Annotated in this window: 21 protein-coding genes; 11 read left to right on the forward strand and 10 right to left on the reverse strand. The window is 67.8% G+C overall.

Annotated features, from left to right (window positions below; all coding sequences use genetic code 11):
- Window positions 1–1,504 (forward strand): FtsX-like permease family protein (locus KN815_RS21735; protein WP_308403666.1); only part of this gene is annotated, 1,504 nt, incomplete at its 5' end.
- A gap of 144 nt (window positions 1,505–1,648) precedes the next feature.
- On the opposite strand, the gene KN815_RS21740 is transcribed toward KN815_RS21735, so the two are convergent.
- Together KN815_RS21740 and KN815_RS21745 are read right to left on the reverse strand one after the other, a co-directional pair.
- A complete protein-coding gene (locus tag KN815_RS21740) occupies window positions 1,649–2,293 on the reverse strand; it encodes a response regulator transcription factor (RefSeq protein ID WP_216343617.1) in 645 nt (214 codons plus the stop codon).
- A complete protein-coding gene (locus tag KN815_RS21745; RefSeq protein WP_216343618.1) occupies window positions 2,281–3,447 on the reverse strand; it encodes a sensor histidine kinase in 1,167 nt (388 codons plus the stop codon). The genes KN815_RS21740 and KN815_RS21745 overlap by 13 nt, the downstream gene beginning before the upstream one ends.
- Window positions 3,448–3,652: 205 nt before the next feature.
- Between KN815_RS21745 and KN815_RS21750 the strand changes: the two genes are divergently transcribed.
- The 7 genes from KN815_RS21750 (at window position 3,653) to KN815_RS21780 (ending at window position 10,789) form a co-directional block, all read left to right on the forward strand.
- Window positions 3,653–3,820 (forward strand): hypothetical protein, encoded by a 168-nt coding sequence (locus KN815_RS21750; RefSeq protein ID WP_216343619.1) that lies wholly within the window; start codon window positions 3,653–3,655, stop codon window positions 3,818–3,820.
- A gap of 231 nt (window positions 3,821–4,051) precedes the next feature.
- On the forward strand, window positions 4,052–4,720 hold the full coding sequence (locus KN815_RS21755) for a Crp/Fnr family transcriptional regulator (protein WP_253209154.1): 669 nt from the start codon (window positions 4,052–4,054) through the stop codon (window positions 4,718–4,720).
- 216 nt (window positions 4,721–4,936) lie between these two features.
- The gene (locus KN815_RS21760) at window positions 4,937–5,566 is read left to right on the forward strand and encodes a nucleotidyl cyclase domain-containing protein (RefSeq protein WP_253209155.1); all 630 of its coding nucleotides are present in this window, start codon (window positions 4,937–4,939) and stop codon (window positions 5,564–5,566) included.
- The gene (locus KN815_RS21765) at window positions 5,559–7,841 is read left to right on the forward strand and encodes an amino acid adenylation domain-containing protein (RefSeq protein ID WP_216343621.1); all 2,283 of its coding nucleotides are present in this window, start codon (window positions 5,559–5,561) and stop codon (window positions 7,839–7,841) included. Before KN815_RS21760 ends, KN815_RS21765 begins: the two co-directional genes overlap by 8 nt.
- The gene (locus KN815_RS21770) at window positions 7,838–8,893 is read left to right on the forward strand and encodes a hypothetical protein (protein WP_216343622.1); all 1,056 of its coding nucleotides are present in this window, start codon (window positions 7,838–7,840) and stop codon (window positions 8,891–8,893) included. The genes KN815_RS21765 and KN815_RS21770 overlap by 4 nt, the downstream gene beginning before the upstream one ends.
- A complete protein-coding gene (locus KN815_RS21775) occupies window positions 8,886–10,190 on the forward strand; it encodes a DUF4407 domain-containing protein (RefSeq protein ID WP_253209156.1) in 1,305 nt (434 codons plus the stop codon). The genes KN815_RS21770 and KN815_RS21775 overlap by 8 nt, the downstream gene beginning before the upstream one ends.
- 131 nt (window positions 10,191–10,321) lie before the next feature.
- Entirely contained in the window at window positions 10,322–10,789 is a 468-nt protein-coding gene (locus KN815_RS21780) for a Pycsar system effector family protein (RefSeq protein WP_253209157.1), read from the forward strand.
- A gap of 141 nt (window positions 10,790–10,930) precedes the next feature.
- Here KN815_RS21780 and KN815_RS21785 read toward each other — a convergent pair whose 3' ends face one another.
- From KN815_RS21785 to KN815_RS21795, 3 genes are all read right to left on the reverse strand, one after another.
- Window positions 10,931–11,353 carry a hypothetical protein gene (locus tag KN815_RS21785; protein WP_216343625.1) on the reverse strand — a complete coding sequence of 141 codons (423 nt, stop codon included), beginning with the start codon at window positions 11,351–11,353 and terminating at the stop codon, window positions 10,931–10,933.
- Window positions 11,354–11,522: 169 nt separating this feature from the next.
- Window positions 11,523–12,338, reverse strand: coding sequence for a S1 family peptidase (locus tag KN815_RS21790; protein WP_216343626.1), 816 nt, complete (start codon window positions 12,336–12,338; stop codon window positions 11,523–11,525).
- 360 nt (window positions 12,339–12,698) lie between these two features.
- Window positions 12,699–13,640: an NADP-dependent oxidoreductase gene (locus tag KN815_RS21795; protein ID WP_216343627.1), complete on the reverse strand. Its 942-nt coding sequence runs from the start codon at window positions 13,638–13,640 to the stop codon at window positions 12,699–12,701.
- Window positions 13,641–13,778: 138 nt separating this feature from the next.
- On the opposite strand from KN815_RS21795, the gene KN815_RS21800 reads away from it, so the two are divergent.
- Entirely contained in the window at window positions 13,779–14,345 is a 567-nt protein-coding gene (locus tag KN815_RS21800; RefSeq protein WP_216343628.1) for a TetR/AcrR family transcriptional regulator, read from the forward strand.
- A 402-nt stretch (window positions 14,346–14,747) separates the two neighbouring features.
- On the opposite strand, the gene KN815_RS21805 is transcribed toward KN815_RS21800, so the two are convergent.
- Window positions 14,748–14,999: a hypothetical protein gene (locus KN815_RS21805; protein ID WP_216343629.1), complete on the reverse strand. Its 252-nt coding sequence runs from the start codon at window positions 14,997–14,999 to the stop codon at window positions 14,748–14,750.
- Between the two features lie 290 nt (window positions 15,000–15,289).
- Between KN815_RS21805 and KN815_RS21810 the strand changes: the two genes are divergently transcribed.
- Window positions 15,290–16,300 carry a pentapeptide repeat-containing protein gene (locus KN815_RS21810; RefSeq protein ID WP_253209158.1) on the forward strand — a complete coding sequence of 337 codons (1,011 nt, stop codon included), beginning with the start codon at window positions 15,290–15,292 and terminating at the stop codon, window positions 16,298–16,300.
- Window positions 16,301–16,459: 159 nt separating this feature from the next.
- Here the strand turns inward: KN815_RS21810 and KN815_RS21815 are convergent, their stop codons facing one another.
- From KN815_RS21815 to KN815_RS21830, 4 genes are all read right to left on the reverse strand, one after another.
- Window positions 16,460–17,194 carry an HNH endonuclease gene (locus KN815_RS21815; RefSeq protein ID WP_308403667.1) on the reverse strand — a complete coding sequence of 245 codons (735 nt, stop codon included), beginning with the start codon at window positions 17,192–17,194 and terminating at the stop codon, window positions 16,460–16,462.
- 379 nt (window positions 17,195–17,573) lie between these two features.
- Window positions 17,574–17,987: a hypothetical protein gene (locus KN815_RS21820; protein ID WP_216343632.1), complete on the reverse strand. Its 414-nt coding sequence runs from the start codon at window positions 17,985–17,987 to the stop codon at window positions 17,574–17,576.
- Window positions 17,981–18,406, reverse strand: a complete 426-nt coding sequence (locus tag KN815_RS21825) for an ATP-binding protein (RefSeq protein WP_216343633.1) — start codon at window positions 18,404–18,406, stop codon at window positions 17,981–17,983. Before KN815_RS21825 ends, KN815_RS21820 begins: the two co-directional genes overlap by 7 nt.
- A 45-nt stretch (window positions 18,407–18,451) precedes the next feature.
- Window positions 18,452–18,859: an NUDIX hydrolase gene (locus tag KN815_RS21830; protein WP_216343646.1), complete on the reverse strand. Its 408-nt coding sequence runs from the start codon at window positions 18,857–18,859 to the stop codon at window positions 18,452–18,454.
- Between the two features lie 111 nt (window positions 18,860–18,970).
- On the opposite strand from KN815_RS21830, the gene KN815_RS21835 reads away from it, so the two are divergent.
- Window positions 18,971–19,756 carry a GntR family transcriptional regulator gene (locus tag KN815_RS21835; RefSeq protein ID WP_216343634.1) on the forward strand — a complete coding sequence of 262 codons (786 nt, stop codon included), beginning with the start codon at window positions 18,971–18,973 and terminating at the stop codon, window positions 19,754–19,756.
- The last annotated feature ends 154 nt before the right edge of the window (window positions 19,757–19,910 follow it).

Below are 19,910 nucleotides of genomic sequence, written 5' to 3' on the forward strand. Positions count from 1 at the left end.
CGCGTACCTGGGGCTGCGCGCGCTGCTGGACGCCCGGGGCGCCCTGCCCACCGGACTCGAGCTGACGCTTCCCCCGCTGCTGTGGCCGGTGCCCCTGGTCACCGCCGCCGTCACCGTCCTGGTGGCCGGGATCGCGGCACTCATCGGCTGCTCCGGGACCGCCAAGCTGCGCCCGGCGGAGGCGCTGCGCGAACGGGCACCCGGCAGTGCGCGCCGCATCACGGGGCTGGTGCTGCTGCTCGTGGGCGCGAGTTCGGCCGGAACGGCCGCCCTCCAGCAGGGCGCGACCGCGGCGGCCGCGGCCGGTGCGGCGGCGGTGACGATGGTGATCGCCTGCGCGGTGCTCGGACCGTGGATCGCCGAGGGGGCGATGCGGCTGCTCGGCGCTCCGCTGCGGCTGTTCGGCCCCGGCGGCCGTCTCGCCGCCGCCAACTGCGCCGCGTCCGCCCACCGGCTGGGCGCGGCGATCACCCCGATCGTGCTGGTCACCGCCTTCGCCGGGGTCCAGCTCGCCGGGGGCGCGACCATGACCCACGCGGGGGACGCCCAGGCCCGCCAGGTGCTCCGCGCCGATCTCGCGGTGCGCGCGGACGGCGGCCTCCCGGCCGGGGCGGTGGAGCGGATCCGCGCGGTCCCGGGGGTACGGGCGGCGACAGAGGTCGTCCCCGGCACGGTGCTCCTCGCGCGGAGCCAGTTGGGTACGCCCGAACTGGAGCGGCTGCCGGTCTTCGGCGTCACCCCGGAGCGGCTGACCCACACCCTCGACCTGGGGGTGCGGAACGGGGACCTCGCCCGGCTGCGGCCCGGCACGGTCGCCGTCGGCGCCGACCGGGCGGACTCCCTGGGCGCACGGCCCGGCTCCACGGTGACCCTGCGGTTCGGCGACGGTCAGGAGGCCCGGCTGCGGGTCGTGGCGACCTACCAACGCTCGCTCGCGCTCGGGGACTTCCTCCTCTCCCGCGAGGATCTGCTGCGCCACACATCCCTGCCCGACGCGGGCCGGGTCCTGGTCGCGACCGCGCCCGATGCCGACCGTAAGGCCGTCACGAAGGCGCTCGCGCGTACGGTGCCCGGGGCCCGCGTGGAGCGGGACCCCGCGCCGGTACGGGGCGAGGCGGCGGAGCAGGCGCTGGCCGAGGTGGTCTCGGTGGCGGTCGTCGGTGCCGTCGGCGGCTTCACGGTGATCGCCGTCCTGAGCACCCTCGCCCTCATCGCCACCGGCCGCCGCCCCGAGCTACGGCTCCTGCGCCTGGCGGGCGCGGGCCGCCGCCAACTGCGCCGCATGCTCCGCCTGGAGGCCGCGGCCACGGTGGTGACCGGACTGGTGGTGGGGGCGGCCGTGGCGTCCGTACCACTGCTGGCCTTCAGCACGGCCATGGCGGGCACACTGCCATACCTGCCACCGGTGCAGGCCGCGCTGATCGTCTCGGTGGTGGTGGTGACAGCGGCGGCCGGGTCGCTGCCCCCGGTGTGGACGACGCTGCGGGGCCGGTACCCCCGGTGATTCAGCCCCTCCGGCGGGGTCTTTCAGCCCCTCCGGGGGGGGTCTTCCAGCCCCTCCGGCGGGGTCTTCCAGCCCCTCCGGCGATTGAGGAGCGGGGTGCGGGGCGGAGCCCCGGCAGGGATGAGGGGCCGGAGCCCCCTCTCCCTACCCCTTGTTGAGATACGCCAGCACCGCCAGCACCCGCCGATGCCCACTGTCACTCGGCGGCAGCCCCAGCTTCGCGAAGACATTGCCGATGTGCTTGCTCACCGCACGCTCCGAGACCACCAGCGTCCGGGCGATCGTGGCGTTGTCCCGCCCCTCCGCCATCAGATGCAGCACCTCACGCTCGCGCGGCGTCAAAGCGTCCACCGGATCGTCACGGCGCCGCGTCATCAGCTCCTTGACCACCTCGGGATCGAGCGCCGTACCGCCCGCGACCACCCGCTCCAGCGCGTCCAGGAACTCCTCGACCCGCCCCACCCGGTCCTTCAGCAGATAGCCGAGCCCGCCCGCGCCATCGGCCAGCAACTCGGTCGCGTAGGTCTCCTCGACGTACTGCGAGAGCACCAGCACCGGCAGCCCGGGGATCTCCCGCCGCGCCGCGAGCGCCGCGCGCAGCCCCTCGTCGCGGAAGCCCGGCGGCATGCGGACGTCGAGTACGGCCGCGTCCGGACGGTGTTCGAGGAGGGCGGGCAGCACCTCGGGGCCGCTGGAGGCGACCGCCACCACCTCATGCCCGGCGGAGTTCAGCAGCAGGACCATGCCCTCCCGCAGCAGAGCGTTGTCCTCGGCGATCACCACACGCACGGCAGCTCCACTTCGATCAGCGTCGGCCCCCCGGCGGGGCTGGTCATCTCCACGGTCCCGTCCAGCGCCGCGACCCGGCGCCGCATGCCCAGCAGCCCACTGCCGCCCGCGGGATCGGCCCCGCCCCGCCCCTCGTCCCGTACCGCGACCCTCAACCTATCCTTCCTCCGCACAAGCTCGACCGACGCCCGCTCGGCTCCGCTGTGCTTGGCCGCGTTGGTCAGCGCCTCCGCGATCACGAAGTACGCGGCCGCCTCGACCGCCGCCGGGGCGCGGGGCCCGTCCTCCACCCCGTCGTCGTCCACGGACACCTGGAGCCCGCTGCCGGCCGCGAGCGCCCTTACGGCGCCCACGAGCCCGCGGTCGGTGAGGATCGGCGGATGGATGCCGCGCACGACATGGCGCAGCTCGGTGAGCGCCTCCTCGGCCTGGTCCTGCGCGTCCTCCAGCAGCTTGTGCGCCGCGTCGGGGTCCTTGTCGTACGCGCGCCGCGCCAGCCCCACCCGCATCGAGAGCGCCACCAGACGCGCCTGCGTACCGTCGTGCAAGTCCCGCTCGATGCGCCGCAGTTCGGCCCCGTGCGCGGCGACGGCGCCCGCCCGGGTCTCGGACAGCTCCGCCACCCGCTCGGCCAGCCGGGCGGTGCGCAGCGCCTCCGGCGACGGCAGCAGCAGCGCCCGCGACCACGCCGCGTCGAGGTCGACGAGCCGCTCGATCAGCGGCAGCACCACGGCCCGCTGCTTCAGCAGCCCGCACCACACCCCGTCGACCATCAGCCCGATGACCCACACCGGCATCGCGCAGCAGGCCAGCAGCCAGCCGTAGACCGCGTGCGCCCCGAGCCAGCGCAGATCGCGGTACGTGCCCGGATCCCCGACCGCAGTCCGCACCCGCGCGAACACCTCACCGTTCAGCGGCTGATACGCCTCGGGCACCGGCTCACCGGTCCAGGCGCCCACCCACCGCCGCTTGTACCCGGCCGTCTTGCGCACCAGCAGGACGGACTCGGGCAGCACCCCCGCGCCCACGACGGTGAGCATCGCGACGGCGGCGAAGACCGCCACCCCGATGAACAGATACGAGGCCAGGGAGATCCCCGCCCCCCGCAGCAACTCCACCGAGGCCCGCCCCGCGCGCCACACCGTCTCCCGCATGGCGGTCAGGCTAAGTGACGGGGCGGGTTCACGGCAGCGGGGGTGTAGCGCGCTACACCCTGGAATCGGGGGCGCGGCCCATCGAGACGGCGGCGCGGAACCGGGATCGTAGAGCTCGGACAAGGAACGGCCGCGACACCGGCCGACACCACGGCCCACGAAGGGCCCCACGGCCCACGAAGGGCCCCGCGAAAGGAACCCCACAATGAAGCCCCTTCTCTGGCTGGTCCTCACCCTCGCCGTCCTCGTCAACGCCGCCTCCAGCCTCGCCTTCACCGGCACCGAGCAGATCGTCGTCAGCGTCGTCACCGGCCTCACCGCCATCGGCACCGCCACCGGCCTCTACCTGACCCGCGACCGCCACGCCGCCTGAGCATTCGCCCACCAGGCTTCCTTACCTCGCGCCGACCGTCCGTTCTGGCGTGGACGTTCAATCAGCGAGTGGCGCCAGGTCAGGAACAAGCCATATGTGTTCTGTGCCCTTGCCTTCCCGCGCCTCAACGGCAGCATGGTCTGGCCACTTCAAGGGTGCGTCGTGTCGTAGATGAGACAGCCGGAGGTACGGGTGAGTTATGCGTGGCCGCCTTCCACTTTCCTGAGCCGGTTGCGAAGCACCACCCTGGAGGACGTCATGAGCCAGGGGACTCCGATGGTCTATCCAGTTCACCGGACGCTGCTCCACCAGGGCGATGAATGCCGACATGTCCTACTGATCACTCGTGGTGTCGTCAAAGTCGTTGCCAGCTCGGAAAGCGGCTACGAGATGCTGCTCGCCGTACGTGTGGCCGGTGATCTCGTCGGGGAGATGGCTGCTTTCGAAGGACGTCCCCGGTCCGGCACCGTGATCGCATGCAGTGAAGTCACCGCACGCATTATCGACTTGGCGACTCTCGAGTCCATGCTCGCGCGGCACCCGGATGCGGCGAAGGCCATGGTGCGCATGTTGTGCGCCCGGTTACGGTGGGCCAATCAGCGCCGTATCGACTTTCGGGCATACGACTCGCATACCAGGCTGGCGCGCGTGCTCGTGGAGCTGAGTCAGGCATATGGGCGCACCGTGCCGAACAGCGGTGGGCGGCAAATCGAGCTCGGCGTAACCCTCACGCAGTCGGAACTGGCCTCGCTTGCTGGGCTGGCCTTGCCGACCGCTGAGAAGGCGCTCGCCGAGCTTTCACATCGAGGACTGTTGGAACGCCGTTACAGGCAGATAACCGTCCGTGACGTTCCGAGACTGCTGGAATTCTCCAAAGTAGTTGCCCAGAACCCGTATTGATACGGGATTGGGTCTCGTCCGTTCACCTAGCCTCTCGGGCAGCGCTTCCAGGGAAGCGCCGTCACAGAGAGGAATGGCCGGGTGGCCGAGTGGTCCGGGTTCTACCCCTGCACATGTATAGCCGTGGATGTACAGGCATATGGAGGCAACAACGACCGTAGGCAGTCCGAAATCCAGCACGACCTACCGCGGTTGCTTTCCCAGGCGGCCGCGGATATGGGACTCGACCGTTCGCGATGGCATATCCAGCGGAAGGGTGACGAGGAACTGGCCGTCCATCCTATGGACGGCACTGAACCGAGATTGGTCGACGACTTTATCCGACACCTCGTGTCCCAGCTTCGGGCATACAACGGGCTGAGGGTGCCCGCTGCACGGATGCGGCTGCGAGCCGCCATTCATCATGGCCCGGTGGAGTTGGCCGACAACGGACTCGCCGGCGCCGCGGTGGTGACCACTGCCCGTTTGCTCAGTTCCCATCATCTCTACGACGCGCTCAAGGCGGACGAGGGCGCGGACCTCGTGCTGCTGTTGTCCGACGACGTCTACCGGTCAGTCGTGGTCGGAGGCCACACCACCCTGTCCACCACGGACTTCCGGCGCGTCACCGTCCGGGAGAAGGAATACGAGTCGGACGCCTGGCTCCGGGTTCCTGAGGGTGATGCGCGCCCCGCCACCCCCAGCCGATCCGGAGCGGACCACCAGTCGCAGCCTCCCCTCGGAAACGGCCCCGAAGGAGGCATGGTGCGTCATGACTACCGGGGCGAGCGGATCAACGTGAACAACTTCGCCGCACCGGTGGACCTGCGCGGCGGTGTCGTCGGCTTCGGGAGCGCAGATGGCTGATGATGTCGAGGATCCTGAGGCGCCGGACGGGTTCGGCGTACAACCGGCCCGCGGGCCCGAGAGTGGGTTCGCCCAGCAGCAGGAGGGTCCCGGGTCGAAACGGCAGCCGGATGAGGACGCCACCTCGCAGCCCGGACCTCACACTGGCAAGCGGAAGGAGCTGGACCAGCGGGAGGAGGACGGCAGGGGGTACGACGACCTGCGCCGCGTCCTGGGCCAGCGCGTCTACAACAACTTCTACGGAACGGTTGACGCGTCTGGCGCTGCGTTCGGCTTCGGCAAGGCATCCACTCCCGGGCTCGCGCCCGGCACTGTGGATGCCAAGGAGATCGCCAGGACATTGCAGTACTACCTCCGGCCTCAGCCATGCTTCGATGAGGCGCTCGGCAGGCTCCGCTCGGAGCACATCGTCGTGTTGGCCGGTCAGGACAACACCGGGCGCGGAGCGGGGTCGTTCGCGCTGCTCCGAGAGATGACGCGCGAGGACGCCGACCTGCGGAGCCTTTCTCCCGCCAACTCGCTCGCCGATCTGGCCGCGTCGAACGCCATCAAGCCCGGCCAGGGGTACGTGATTCTCGACTATGTCGGCGAGATGAACGTGGACGCGGTGCAAGCCTTCGAGATTCGCCGACTGAGCGAGGAACTGCGCCGCAAGGGGACGTATCTCGTGATCACAGCGGGTGAGGCGACGCGGCGTCGTCTCGCGTTGGCTGACTACTGCGTGCAGTGGCACGCACCTGATCCCCTGGACCTCTACCACCACTGCATTGACCTTCTTCCTCCTGCCCCGATGTCCTCGGACGTGGCGTCAGAACTGCTCGACAGGGTGCGGGAGCTGCGCCGCCCGGCAGATGTTGTCGCTGCGGCCATAGCGCTCGGCGACGGAGCGGAAGCGGTCTTGGAGATACTCCGGGACAGCGCGAAGCAGACCGTCCGCAATTGGTTCAGTGAGGAACCGACCGCGGGCGATCTGCTGCCACTGGCGGCTCTCGCGTTCCTGGAAGACATCCCGGAACGCAACTTCGAGGAGGCGTCCGTCCAACTCGGCCTCCACGTGCGTGACTGGGAGCTGACAGGCGAGGCCCCAGCCGCAGAGCAGGACCCTTCACCGACCAAGACGCTGCGCGGTGTGACCTTCGAGCAGACTCGTGCCCGGTGGCAGGAGCGGGCGACCGGACTCGTGCGCGTCGAGCGGCGGCCTGGGCGTGGGCAGGATGCCAGCCGCAGCGAACGGCGGATTGTCTTCGCATCCCCCCGTATCCGCGAATTGGTCATCGCTGAGCTGCACAATCTGTACGGATATGAACTCTGGTATCCACTGCGTCAGTGGCTGAGCCAGCTCTCCAGAACGGGTGACCTGGACATGCGCACCGAGGTGGCTCGGGGCGTCGCCCTGCTCGCCCGGCACGCGTTGGCCGAGGTGGACGAGAACCTGCTTCAAGTCTGGGCAGACGGTGTCGCCAGCCAGAGAGTGACCACCGCTCTCACCCTCCAGTTCATGTGCGATGACGAGCATCTGGCGCCCCAGACACTGAACATCGCACTGAGCTGGGCGGACAATAAGGGTCCGGCCAGGGCCGTCACAACGGCCATGGCACTCACCGGCCGGCTTGGCTCGCTCTATCGCTTGGAGGCGCTCAACTGGCTGTGGTTCCTGGCACGTCGCGGCGAACGGATGGCGGCTGCTGCGCGCCGGTCGATGGTCCTGCTTCTACAGAGCGCAGAACGGGAGCCTGCCCGAGCACTGTTCACGTTGCGGTATGTGCGCACTGTGATCGCCAGTACGTCACAGCGTTCCAGAGATTGTTCCAGCGCGCTGCGGATGACAGTGCAAATACTCGAGGCGGAAGGTCTGGAGGACCCTGGTCCGCTCGCGGCAGCCCTGCTGCGCGGCAACCCGGACAGCGCACGCCATCTCGGTTCGCTGTGGACCAGTGTGTTGCTCAGCGTCTGCCGTCGAAGAGCCGTCGGCGCGCTGTGTCGGACCTTGGTGGCACTGCGTGGCGACCCCGCTGTGGCCGATTCGGTGACGGCTCTCGGAGAGGCGATGCGCCGCGACATGACGTCACGGCAGTGGGAGGCGCTCCGCAATGACCTGTCGAGCGCTCTGCGCCACCCGGACTTCGCGATCCCCGGCACCCATCAGATCGCACGCCTGCTACTCGGGTCGCTGAAAAGCCGACCGCCGACCGGACGTCGCCCGGCCGGCTCCTCCTTGCTGTCCGCCCCGCCGATTTCTTCCGTTTCTTCAGCTCGAGGAGGGCGAAGCACGTGAACTACCCCGTAGTGGCCGAGCAGGGGCTGGGCGTCGTTCAAGGAAGCTGGTGGTCGCGTCGGCGCCGCCGCGACGATCTCCCTCCGTTGCCGCCGGGCGCGGTCTACGTCTTCAGGGTGGGTGGGAATTACCGCCAGTTTCCCGAGGGCATGGTGTTCGATTCCTCCCACCCCGATGTTGTGGATGCCGCATCGGTCAGCCTGGTGGACGTCAGAGCGCGCATGGTCGAGGTCGAGCGCACCGTTCCGTCGGTGAGCGAGGCCGACAGCTTCACGATCAGGGCGTCCTTCGCATGTCAAGTGACGGATCCAACGATCATCGCCCGGCAGGGCATCGTCGACGTGACGGTCCCACTGCGCGCCTATCTGGCAGGCGACACCGAGCTGCCCCGGGTGAGCGCGGGGCACCGTGTGGAGGAGGTCAACGCGGTGCGCCGGGAGGTGACCCACCGCATGACCGCTTACAGCGCGATCGTGGCGCCGCGCGTCGCGGGCATGAATGTTGATTTCATCAGCGCCGAGGTGCACGCCTCGGATGATCTGCGGAACTGGGAACAGAAACTACGCGACGAGCGCCGTTCGCAAGAACTCCGCCGGGGCCAGCGCGACTTCGAGACGCAGGAAACGCATCGTGTCGCCGAGTTGCTTGCACAGGGGTCGGACTACGCGGACGCGTTCGGCATCACCCGGAACCGCATCGACGTGGCTGATGCCGCGGCCCGTATCCATCGCACCACCGAGGATGAAACAGTCCGGCGCCACCAAGCCTCTCAAGAGGACCGGGAGCACGTCCGCATGCGGGAGACGGCGGATGCCCAGACGCGGCGTGACATGGTACTCACCCTGTTGCGGCAGATGGCCGACAGCGGCACCTATGTCGACTACCACCAGGTCCTCGAACAGCTACTGGCCGACACGGGCGGACAACTCGGCGCCAGTGGCTCCGGCCAAGTGGAATTGACCGGCGAGCGGAGACTGCTGGAGGTGCCCAGGCAGCCGGGCGACCACCCGCACGACGGCTTCGTCAAGGATGAGGACGATCTCGTTGACTGACGCGTCGACCACCGACCAGCCCGGTTCCGGGCGTCTCCGTCTCGCGTGGCGGCTGCGTACCCTGACCGGCGTCGACGAAGACCTGCTTGAGAGGGTGCGATACGAGCGGAGCAAGTACACCGCGCTCGGTGGCGTGGTGCTGGGCACCTCCGTGATCGCTGCCTTCTCCATGTGGAACTTCGCCACTGAAGCCCTCGGCAGGGTTTCGGTTCTGGCCTTGATCCCTACCGTGATCTGGATGCTGTTCGTCCTCAATCTGGACCGTTGGCTGATCACGCCCCAGGCGAACGCGCGGCGCCGGGTGGGCCCGCTCCTGCTGCGACTGACGATTGCCCTGTTTCTCGGGGCCGTGGTCGCCGAGCCACTGGTGCTGCGTATCTTCGCGACCGCGGTGGAGGAGCGCATCATGGACGATCGGAACCGGGCCGTTGACCAACTCCGCAGTGACCTTGTGCGCTGCAACCCGGTACCATCCCGAACCGCCGCCACGACGCCTGCGGGTTGCGGCCGGTACATCCTGTCCTTCGGGTCGACGCCGGGTGGGCGGTCTGACGAACTCGCGGTGCTCCGTTCGGACGCCGGCGCGCTGCAGAAGCGGGTGGACCAGGACACCAAGACGCTGGGGGCCCTCGACGCGGAGGTCCGGGACGAGTGTCGGCAGCTGATCCGCAACGCGTCCACGGGGCTGCTGCAGCGGACTTCCGAATGTCTGCGACTGCGTGAGAAGGCGAAGGACTATCGGTCCACCCATCGAACCGAAGAGAGCGAGCGGCGACTGGCTGCCATGAACGGTCGCATCTCGAAAATCGAGGGCAAGCTGACGACCTCGCGTGGCACTTTCCTCAAGGCTCGCGCTTCTCGGATCGAGCAGCGTATCGACCAGGAGCGTGCGAAGCAGAAGGAGATCGGTGTACTGGAGCGGATGCGGAGCCTGGACGGGCTCGCGAGCGGGAACGGCGTGCTCTTCGTCGGCATATGGCTTGTCCGCGGGCTTTTCGTGCTCCTCGACGCACTGCCGGTGCTGGTGAAGTTCCTGAGCGGTGAGAGCGCCTACGAACGGATGCTCACGATCGAGAGCAACAGCGCGGTCACCATCCACAGCCAGAAGGCACGGCTGGCGGAGCGCCGGGCCCTGGCGGATATCGAGATTGCCGAGGACGCGATCGAACAGGAGGTCAGGCGGAGCCGGGCCGAGTCCGAGGCAGCCCATCGTGAGCACACAGCGGCGATGCACATTCGGGTTCGGCAGGCGGTGAACTCGTTGGAGGACGAGCTGAGGCGTACGTCCTCCGTCTGACCGATCCCGGGCGGCACATGGAGCAGTGCGGCTGCCCTGGGCGTGGCCCCGGGGCAGCCTCTGGACGCTCATAGGGGAGAAGCATGGCTGCACGTAGGGGAGATTCGGAAGCCGGGCGCGGGGGGCAACTCGTGCGTGTTCTGCTCAGCGAGACCCGGGAGGAACTGCTGAAAGCCGACAGTAAGGCGGGAGTCATGCTCACCGCTCTGGGAGTGGCGCTCACCGCACTCCTCGGAGCGATCAGTGGCGGTGGCATCGCACCGCAGCACTACTCCTGGGTGCCGCAGGCGCTCTTCTGGGCGGGTTGCGCTGCGTGGGTGCCGTCCCTGGTGATGCTGGGACTGGCGGTGGCGCCACGTGCGGGAACCCCACAGCGCCTGCGTGCGCACTACTTCGGGGACGCGACCCTGACGGCCTCGGTGCGGCTACTGTCGGTCGCCGTACAGCGGACTGATCTTTTGGACCGAGACCTGAGCCAGTTCATGACGCTGTCGCGGACTGTTTCGATCAAGTACCGCTGCATACGGCACGGGATGGTCTGGAGCGGTGTCTTCCTTGTAATGACCTCGCTGGGTCTATTGACGGGGATGTCGACCTGAGCAGCCACCGCGTACGGACGCCGCCGCGTACGGTCGCTGGTGACGGACCCGTAGGAAACACTTGGCCTCGGATCCAGTGATCTTCAGAGGGGCCCACGCGCGGCATTCCCGCTCTGACCTGCCCCGAGAGGGGCGCGCCCTTCAGACCTGCCTCCGCCACCACGGGCTGTCCGGAGCGTCCACGGGAATGATCCTGGCCCTCGCCGCGATCTTGGCGTCGAGGGCCAGGACGAGCACCCGCAACTCGCGTGCGCTCTTCTTGGGCAGGGCATGGAGCGCGGTCTCGAGGAAGTCGCGAAAGGACCCGGGATCGCAGCCACACTCATACATCTCGCACCGAGGCCCCCAGAAGGCGTCGGTCACACCTCTGAGCGGACCGTGGGCCAGGGTCCTCCAGTGCCAGAAGGCTTCCTCGATCGCCTCGAGCCAGAAGCGGGTGCGTTCGAGCCGACGCAGATCGGCGGCGCAGGAACCGGAGAGGCGGTCGATCGGCGGATACCGCCGACGCCTCGGGACACGGACCGGAATGTCGCCCCGCAGGGCTGATGGGCGCCTACGCGGCATGGCCCTTTCGGTTGCTGGTCATGGCGGTCAACGTACCGCCCACGAAGGGCGTTCGGCCAAGTGGTTTCCGGGCAGTACGCCCCCCCGTTCGCGGGCACAAGGCGGAGTACGGTTCGGCCCGCAACTCCCCCTGGCCCGCGCACGGACGGAGCCCGGCGGCTCTCAGACATCAGGCCCTGCGCTCGAGGGTCTCCCGGATCCAGCCCGCGTAGGCGGGCACATTGGTGTAGAGGCCCGGCCCGGCCGAGCACGCGACCCCCGGGGCGCCGGGACCCGAGGTGGCTCCGACGAGCTCCCACCGTCCGTGCCTGCCCTTCTGGAGTTGCGGTCCGCCGGAGTCCCCGAAGCACGCCATGGCCTGGGGCACGCGGCTGATCGTGCACAGCCGGGTCCGGTCCGCATAGCCGGGGGCACATTCGGCGTCGGCGCCCCTGCGCGTCTCGAGCTCCCGCAACCGCTCCGGGAACTTCAGCTCGGTGTCGACGGTGGTGCCGAATCCCAGGATCCGGGTCGGGGTGCCGGGCTGTCCGGCCCGCTCCGCGATCCGGATGGGCTTCTCGGCGACCGGGCGGTCCAGACGGACCAGCGCGATGTCGTCCTTGTTGGCGGCCTTCCCGTCACCGTTCACATAGCCGGGGTGGACGACGGTCCGCTCGATCGCCCGGACGGTTCCCCCGGACTTCCGCTCCTCGCTGCCGATCCGGACGGTGCCGTCCAGTTCGAGGCCGTCGCCCTGTACGCAGTGGGCCGCCGTCAGTACCCACTGCGGATCGATCAGCGACGCCCCGCAGTTGCCGTCGTACAGCCCGTGCTTCGGGGCCGACTCCGGGATCGTCGCCATGAACGGGTAGCGCTCCGTGGGATCGGTCCCGTTGACGATCGCTTCGGCGCTGCCGGTCATCAGGGCGGCGCACGACGCGACGGCGAGAGCGCCGACGGCGGTGATGCGCGCCCCACGGCGGCGAACCGACTTCAAGCTGAACATCCAGGGTTTCCTTCGTTCGTAGATCCGGATGCGTCCACCCTGTTTGTTCACGAGCCACCGGACCATCCGGGTAGCGAGCCCGAACCCGGTAGGGATAACCCCCCGTCCCGTCCCCCGGTCCCGTGCCCCCGGTCCCGTCCCCCGGTCCCGTGCCCCCGGTCCCGTCCCCCGGTCCCGTGCCCCCGGTCCCGTCCCCCGGTCCCGTGCCCCCGGTCCCGTCCCCCGGTCCCGTGCCCCCGGTCCCGTCCCCCCGGTCCCGTTCCCCCATCCCCGCCCCTGGGACGGCGCATCTCGCTGGGTGCACCGGTTCGGCCGACCGCGCGCGGCGGCCGGCCCCCGACGCGTGGGCCCGGGGTTCGCTCAGCCGACGGCGATGACGAGTTTGCCGCCCTTGGGCGTGCGGTTGCGTTCGAGCTCCGTGAGCGCCGCGATCGCTTCGGTGAGCGGTACGGTGCGAGCGATCGGCAGCCGCAGTGTTCCCTCCCCGGCGGCTCGCGCGACCTCATCGAGGTCCCTCGTGATGGGCTGGGCGATCATGACCTGGAAGGGCCCGGGCAGCGCGCTCCTCGCGAATTTCGCGGGAGTGGGAGTGATGTCGATGATGCGGCCGCCGGGCTTCAGCAACGTCCGCGCCGCTTTGATCGGGAGCGTACCGGCGGTGTCGAAGACGAGGTCGAACCGTCCGCTGAGCGCCTCGGGGTCGAAGTCGAACTCGACGACCGGGGTGATGCCGAGGTCGTACGCCTCCTGTGCGGCGGTCGCGCGGCAACTGCCTCCCACCGAGGCGCCGCGCGCCATGGCGATCTGGGCGGCGGCCCGGCCGACTCCGCCGAGGCAGCCGTGGATGAAGACCGCTTGCCCGGGCCGCACCTTCCCCTTGCCGGTGATGGCCTGGAAGGCGGTGAGCCCGACGGTGGGGATCGCGGCGGCCTGTTCGAAGGAGAGTTCCGTCGGCTTCTTCACGACCGCCTTCTCCTCGGCAAGGACCATCTCGGCGAACGCCCCCGACGCCTTGATGCCGGCTCCGCCGAGCACCGCGTCGCCGACGGCGAGCCGGGTGACACCGTCGCCGACCGCCTCGACGACGCCTGCGAAGTCGTGACCCAGCCCGCGCGGGAAGCCACGGCCGCTCATGATCTTCATATCGCCGTTGCGGATCTTCCAGTCCATCGGATTGGCCGCCGCCGCCCGTACCCGGACCAGGATCTCGCCGGCGCCGGGCCGTGCGGGCTCGAAGCCCTCGAGCCGCAACACCTCAGGCCCGCCGTACCGGTGGTACTGGATGCGCTTCAGCGTTGCCATTCGAGACCTCCGAAGAGTGATGTCATCAAGTGACATCACCGTACCACTCCTGATGTCACTCGATGACATCAGGGGGGAGTGATGAGATCACGTCGGCACGGAGCGTCACCAAGTGGTGAGATCGCCTAAACTCGCGGCATGGGACGGTGGGAGCCTGGGGCGAGTAGTCGGCTGCGCGAGGCCGCGCTGGCGCTCTATCTGGAACGTGGCTTCGAGCAGACCATGGTGGCCGATATAGCCGAACGAGCGGGCGTCACCGCCCGCACCTTCTTCCGGCACTTCGCCGACAAGCGCGAGGTCTTCTTCGACGCGTCGGCCGAAGTGGAGGAGAAGTCGCTCGCCGCCCTGGAGGCGGCACCGGCCACAGCGCCGCCGCTGGACGCCGTCGCGGCCGCGCTCTGCGCCGCCGCCGAGGTCATCGGCGACAACCGCGACCTCGCACGGATGCGTCAGACGGTGATCATGGCCAACGCCAGTCTCCGCGAACGCGAGCTGATCAAGCTCACATCCATGTCGGTCGCGGTGGCCGACGGGTTGCGACGGCGGGGTGTCGACGAGGCCGAGGCCGGTCTGGCCGCCGAGACCGGTGTCGCCGTGTTCCGCGTCGCCTTCGAACGATGGGTCAACGCCGCCGAGGACCGCGCCTTGGGCGACGTCATCCACGAGACACTGGCCCAACTACGGACCTTGACCGCCGCGACCTGATCCACCCATCGCCGAGTCTCCGGCGAACCTGGACGGGCCCATGGGTCCATGGGCCGAAAGGGCGCGCTGGGGAGTGACTGTCCGTGGAAGGAGTTGTCGTCCAGCGGCAACCGCAACCAAAACCGCGACCACACACGTCGAAGGGCCCCACCGCGAGCGGTGGGGCCCTTCGACGTCGTGCCCGGTGAGGCACTGGCGGAGGATACGAGATTCGAACTCGTGAGGGGTTGCCCCCAACACGCTTTCCAAGTCTGTTGGTGCCTTGCTGGGCTAGGGACAAGGCCGTTCACCTGCGTTCATACTCGGCCGGTCGTCTGAGCGGCTACCGCCTCCGGTCTCGTCTGAACGGCCGTGAACGGCGCTGAATGAGACGGAAACTGAGACGGCCCGCAGCGCGACGTCTCACTCGATGATCTCGGACCGCTCTCGAACCTGGTCGTCTAGCTTGCCGTCACCCAGGTCGCTCAGCGCGGCTGCGTATCCGGCCATGACCGCCTCGCGCACGACATCGTGGAGGTCTACAGGGATCGTGTCGAAGATGCCGGAGCAGATGTTCGCGGCTGCGTCGTACGCGGGTCGGTAGTGCGTGTCACGGATGCCAGCACCCAGGTGGCTGAGGAGACTGCGTAGCTCTTCCTTGTGGTCATCGCTCACGTCGACGTCACTACCCTCGTACCTTGGTCGAGAACCGCACTGCTGTGGGCCTCGGTGACGACAGTCAGCCACTGCGGCGGGTCAGTCAACCGACATGGCGCGTGTGCCTCGCTGTACCCCTCCGGCGTCAACATGTTGCCTGGCCCTTGGCGTTTACCGGAGTGGGCCACGGCATGCAGGCACTCCCTGCTATAACCATGCGCATGGTGAAGATGCGGGGGCGGAGCAGCGCAACGTTCGTTTCGAGATATTGGAAGTTGGGTGCCGCGGTGGTCGGTTCCCTGGTGTTCATGCTGCTCCTATGGCAGGGACCTTGGTGGCTCGATGGCGCTCACTTACGTAAGGGAAACTTGGAACCAGCCGATGGGGTGGTTATCACCGGTTTTCGAGCTTCATTGGTGGCCGCAGTCGGTGGAGTAGTGGCCGCTCTTACGCTGCATCACAATCGAAATAAGGATGCGCACGATGCAGAATTAGCTCGCGAAGGGCAAGTCACGGGGCGCTATGTTGAGGCGGTTAAGTTGATCGCCTCCGATATCTTGACGGAACGCCTGGGCGGGATTTACGCGCTCGAACGCATCATGCGCGACTCTGAGCGTGACCACAATACGGTGGTAGAAGTTCTTTCGGCCTTCATTCGCGAGCACGCGCAGAAACACGACGCGAGCGAGGAGCCATCTGAGGCCGAAGCCAAAGTCGAGGGTGGTAGGCGTCGTGGGCAGCTGCGAGGCGACCTTCAGGCGGCCCTTGTAGTACTTGGCCGGCGCCCCGAGCGTGAGGCTATGGAGGAAGAGGGGGGACTGGAACGCGTCAACCTCACGCAGACGGATCTCAGAGGCGCAGAGCTATACAACCACTCTTTGAGAAACATCGAACTCCGCGAGGCATGGCTAGATAATGCCCAATTCTTTCGGACCGATCTCTTTGGTGCGGAGCTTCAGGGGTCTCGCTTTAAGGGTGCAGATTTCTGCTGGGCCAACCTTTTGATCGTCAACCTGACCGGTGCTGATCTACGGAACGTCCGTCTGCATGGCGCCTGTCTAGAGAACGCCACTTTGTGGGGTGTCGACTTGAGGGGCGCAGACATGACTGAAGCGCAGCTACAGGGGGCTGACCTGAGAGAAGCGCGACTCGACGGAACGAAGGCCCTCACAGTGGAGCAGGTTATCGACGCGCGAATCTTCCCCTCGACGAAGCTTCCAACCCATATTGCGCAAGACGTGCGAGTTCAGGCGCGAATCAGTGAATGCGAGATTGAGGAGGCGGAGCGTCAAGCCGCTCGGCGGAGCCTCAGCGGGTGAGTCAAAGGCTGTCTTCTTGCCCTGGGTCTTGGCAGGAATCTTGGTGAGCTGGGTTTTTGCGGGTCAGGGTCGGTGGGCTCGTGCGCCTGGCGTAGCCACGCTGCCGGTACCGTCGACCGGAGCAAGCCACGACGACCTCGCGGCACCAACATTCGCTGCCTACATGGAGAGTTCCTCGCATACCATCAGGTGGAGCTCGGTCGAAGCTTCAGAGATTTCCTCTGCGATGTCGCGCTGCCTAGTCTCTTTTGGCAGAGGGAATGGTGCGTCGTGTACTTCGTCGCTCCAACCCGCCACGTGATACAGGATCGATCCGACGAGGTCTGATGCCTCTGAATCTTTCCACGCTGATTGGAAATCCAGCACGGCGCACATTGCCCATGAGAATTTATGGACGGACTGTGACCTGAGATCCGCCACTTCCTTGAGTGATGAAGACCTGCGAGATTTGGCCGCCGCATGCTGAACCTCAGCCGGAACCCAGTCGGCGAACCTAGCTCTGAGCTCCTGATATGCGGCAAGGAGGGCGGCCTGCCCTTCCCGGTTGCGAAGGCCCACAGATAGCAGAGGGTTCAGATTCGCCTTGTATTGCCGCATGGCCTTCCGGTCTATAGAACCGTGCGGATCGTCGAATCGAGTGTGGCACGTCGGGCAGAGTGCAATTAAATTCTTGAATTCATGCTTTCGCGTTTTCGACCAAGGGATGATGTGCGCGATCTCCACGGGGGTGGTCTTGCAAGCTGGAATCGCACAACGGTGACCGGCCTCGATGAGTACCCGTCTGCGCAGTTCGCTCGGTACTTTAGGTCGTTTTGCCGACATACTCCGGATGTTAGCCACCCACACTGACAAGCCGCCCCGAGCTCTCAGCCCACCACTCACCCCAGCTCCCATCCCGTCTGCCGTCGACCCACACACCGTGGAGCGGGCGCGGTCCCTGGCGTCCAGGTGGAGCGCGCCACTGTACGAACGACCTGGACGCCAGGGGCCGCGTCTGCTCGGCTCTGCCTGGGTCGACGGCAGACGGGATGGGAGCTCCCCACGCACGCCACCGGTATCCCGCACTCGCGAACGGCGCCCCGTCCATCCTGGAGTCTGAGCGCCCCCGCCGGAGGCATCAATTTTTGAGGGCGAGTGGCTGCTTGCTGTGTGCGCGGCACGGGCGGCGGCCGGGCTGGAGCGGGGCGGAGACAGGAGCGCAGGCCCGGCCGGGGGCCGGGCCGCGCGCGGTGAGCGGAGCGAGCCGCCTTGAACCTGTAGAGAAGGTTGTAACTCAGTGGCTGTTGGGCTGGTGTCGGGCGATCTTGTGTGTGGTGGGGCATGTGAACTGTTCGGCGCATGCCGGGAGGCGTTGGGATTCGCGGTGGGCGAGGGGTAGGTAGATGACCGGCCGGAGGATCCATTCGATGTGGGTGTCTTGTTGGGTGAGGGCGAATGTGGCTGCTTGCCCGTTGGTGAGGGCGTCTTCGGCTTCTTTGTGGCCGTAGGTGACCCAGTCCCATGCCTCGTGGGCTGTTTCGCGGTCGAGTGCTGAGGCGATGGTTCGCACGGTGATGCGAACCCAACTGGTGGCCTCGCTGGGGCTGTCGGTTTCGATGGAGGCGAGCAGGACTGAGCGGGGGCCTGTGGCTGGTGAGCGCGTCCAGCATTCGCACCAGTAGCCGGGGCGTAGCAGGGGCCTCAGCATGTGGTGGCTCCTGTCTCGGGTGCTACGAGCTGGGCGGTGACGGTGCGGCCGTACTGGCTGCCGGTGATGTCCAGGCGGCGGGCGAGTGCCATGACGATGGTTAATCCGCGGCCGTGGGTGTCGTCTGCGTCGGCCTCCGTAGGGCTGACTTCTTCGGGGTGGCCTCCCTCGTCGGTTACGGAGATCGCGACGGTGTGGGGTGAGAGGGACAGTGTGAGTTGGAAGGTGCCGTAGGCGGTGCCGCTGGCGGTGTGGGTGAGGGCGTTGCTGCCGAGTTCGCTGACGATGAGCTCGGCGTCGTCGGCGCAGGGGTGGTTGTTGAGGATGTCGCGGGTCCAGCGGCGGGCGCGGGTGACTTCTTCTCGGGATCCTGGGCACATCAGGCCCCAAACTCGCGGAGCACTCATATACTCGTCCATACAAGTTCCTTCGTGCTGGTAGGGGCTATGGGTCGTGGGTGCGTGCTAGATGAGTCGTACGCCGTCGTGGGCGCGGATGGCCGGCGGGCTGGTGCTGTCGAGCGCGTCCAGGACGCGGATCGCGTATGCCTCGTCGGCCAGCTCGGTGACCTCGTCGCGGGTGGCCCAGCGCAGGGCCCGGGTCTCCGCTCCGGTGGTCGGGGCGCCGTCGATCGCATCGCAGCGGAAGACCATGGAGACGATCAGGCCGGTCATGTTCTTGTAGACGCCGGTGAGGGTCGCGGGAAGCGCGATCTTGATGCCGGTCTCTTCGAGGACTTCCCGCTGAAGCGCGTCGGGGATGGTTTCCTCACGTTCCAGCACGCCGCCGGGCGGTTCCCACTTACCGTTATCGCGTCGCTTGATCAGCAGCGCACGGCCCGCGTCGTCGACGATGACTCCGGCGACGCTCACGGAGTGCGGGCGCTCAGTGCTCACGTTCCTCGGCCCTCTCGGCTGGCTAGGCTCTCCACCGTAGCAATCCCGGTCAGCCGCTCGTCTAGATACCTAAAGGAGTACGTGTACATGCCTTCCCTGACTTCCGTCCTGGGTGTATTGGACCCGACGAGCGACCGGGCGGTGTTCCGGCAGATCGCTGATGCGCTGCGGGAAGCGATCGACAAGGGGCGCTTCCGGGAGGGCGACAAGCTGCCCTCGGAGACTGAGCTGGTCGATCACTTCGGTGTCTCGCGGATGACCGTCCGCAACGCTCTGTCGCTGCTCCAGCAAGAGGGCCTAGCCGTGTCCGAGCACGGCAAGGGGGTCTTCGTGCGGCCCCGGCCACCCGTGCGGCGGCTGGCCTCGGACCGGTTCGCGCGGCGGCATCGGGAGCAGGGGAAGGCTGCCTTCACGGTGGAGGCGGAAGCGGCGGGCAGTCGCCCGGAGGTGGACAACCTCGAGGTGAAGGAGGAGCGGCCGTCGCAGGACATCTCGGCCCGGCTGGGTTCTCCTCGTAAGGTGCTGGCCCGGCGGCGGCGGTATCTGCTGGATGGGCGGCCGGTGGAGTTCGCCACCTCGTATCTGCCGCTCGACCTGGCGCGGAACACTCCGATTGCGCAGCCCAACCCCGGCCCCGGTGGCATCTATGCCCGGCTGGAGGAGATGGGGCACCGCCTGGATCACTTCGATGAGGAGATCCGGGCCCGGATGCCCTCCCCGGCCGAGGTGCGTACGCTCCAGCTCGCCTCCGGGGTGCCGGTGATCCATCTCGTCCGGACCGCTTTCGACGCTGAGGGGCGGGCGGTGGAGGTGTGCGACACCGTGATGGCCGCCGATGCGTACGTCCTCGCCTACCAGCTTCCTGCCAACTGACGCATGGCCGGGGCGTGGTGGCCCCGGGCTGCTTCTTCTGACTCGTACGCACAAAGACACGTACTCGTATAGACGAGTGGGCAAGCTGTGTGGCATGGTGGTCCTCGGTCCCGCTCGTTCGGGTTCGAAGGCCGCAACTCATCTACACAAGTAG

Origin of the sequence: Streptomyces niphimycinicus, from assembly GCF_018883605.1 — a bacterium.
GTDB classification, from domain to species: domain Bacteria; phylum Actinomycetota; class Actinomycetes; order Streptomycetales; family Streptomycetaceae; genus Streptomyces; species Streptomyces niphimycinicus.

Bases quoted from the DNA above. Each gene is read 5' to 3' on its own strand.
- KN815_RS21750 (WP_216343619.1), top strand. From the start codon at position 3,653: ATGAAGCCCCTTCTCTGGCTGGTCCTCACCCTCGCCGTCCTCGTCAAC.
- KN815_RS21815 (WP_308403667.1), bottom strand. From the start codon at position 17,194: ATGGGAGCTGGGGTGAGTGGTGGGCTGAGAGCTCGGGGCGGCTTGTCA.
- KN815_RS21810 (WP_253209158.1), top strand. From the start codon at position 15,290: ATGCTGCTCCTATGGCAGGGACCTTGGTGGCTCGATGGCGCTCACTTA.
- KN815_RS21760 (WP_253209155.1), top strand. From the start codon at position 4,937: ATGGGACTCGACCGTTCGCGATGGCATATCCAGCGGAAGGGTGACGAG.
- KN815_RS21800 (WP_216343628.1), top strand. From the start codon at position 13,779: ATGGGACGGTGGGAGCCTGGGGCGAGTAGTCGGCTGCGCGAGGCCGCG.
- KN815_RS21795 (WP_216343627.1), bottom strand. From the start codon at position 13,640: ATGGCAACGCTGAAGCGCATCCAGTACCACCGGTACGGCGGGCCTGAG.
- KN815_RS21745 (WP_216343618.1), bottom strand. From the start codon at position 3,447: ATGCGGGAGACGGTGTGGCGCGCGGGGCGGGCCTCGGTGGAGTTGCTG.
- KN815_RS21765 (WP_216343621.1), top strand. From the start codon at position 5,559: ATGGCTGATGATGTCGAGGATCCTGAGGCGCCGGACGGGTTCGGCGTA.
- KN815_RS21820 (WP_216343632.1), bottom strand. From the start codon at position 17,987: ATGCTGAGGCCCCTGCTACGCCCCGGCTACTGGTGCGAATGCTGGACG.
- KN815_RS21835 (WP_216343634.1), top strand. From the start codon at position 18,971: ATGCCTTCCCTGACTTCCGTCCTGGGTGTATTGGACCCGACGAGCGAC.
- KN815_RS21790 (WP_216343626.1), bottom strand. From the start codon at position 12,338: ATGTTCAGCTTGAAGTCGGTTCGCCGCCGTGGGGCGCGCATCACCGCC.
- KN815_RS21785 (WP_216343625.1), bottom strand. From the start codon at position 11,353: ATGCCGCGTAGGCGCCCATCAGCCCTGCGGGGCGACATTCCGGTCCGT.
- KN815_RS21825 (WP_216343633.1), bottom strand. From the start codon at position 18,406: ATGGACGAGTATATGAGTGCTCCGCGAGTTTGGGGCCTGATGTGCCCA.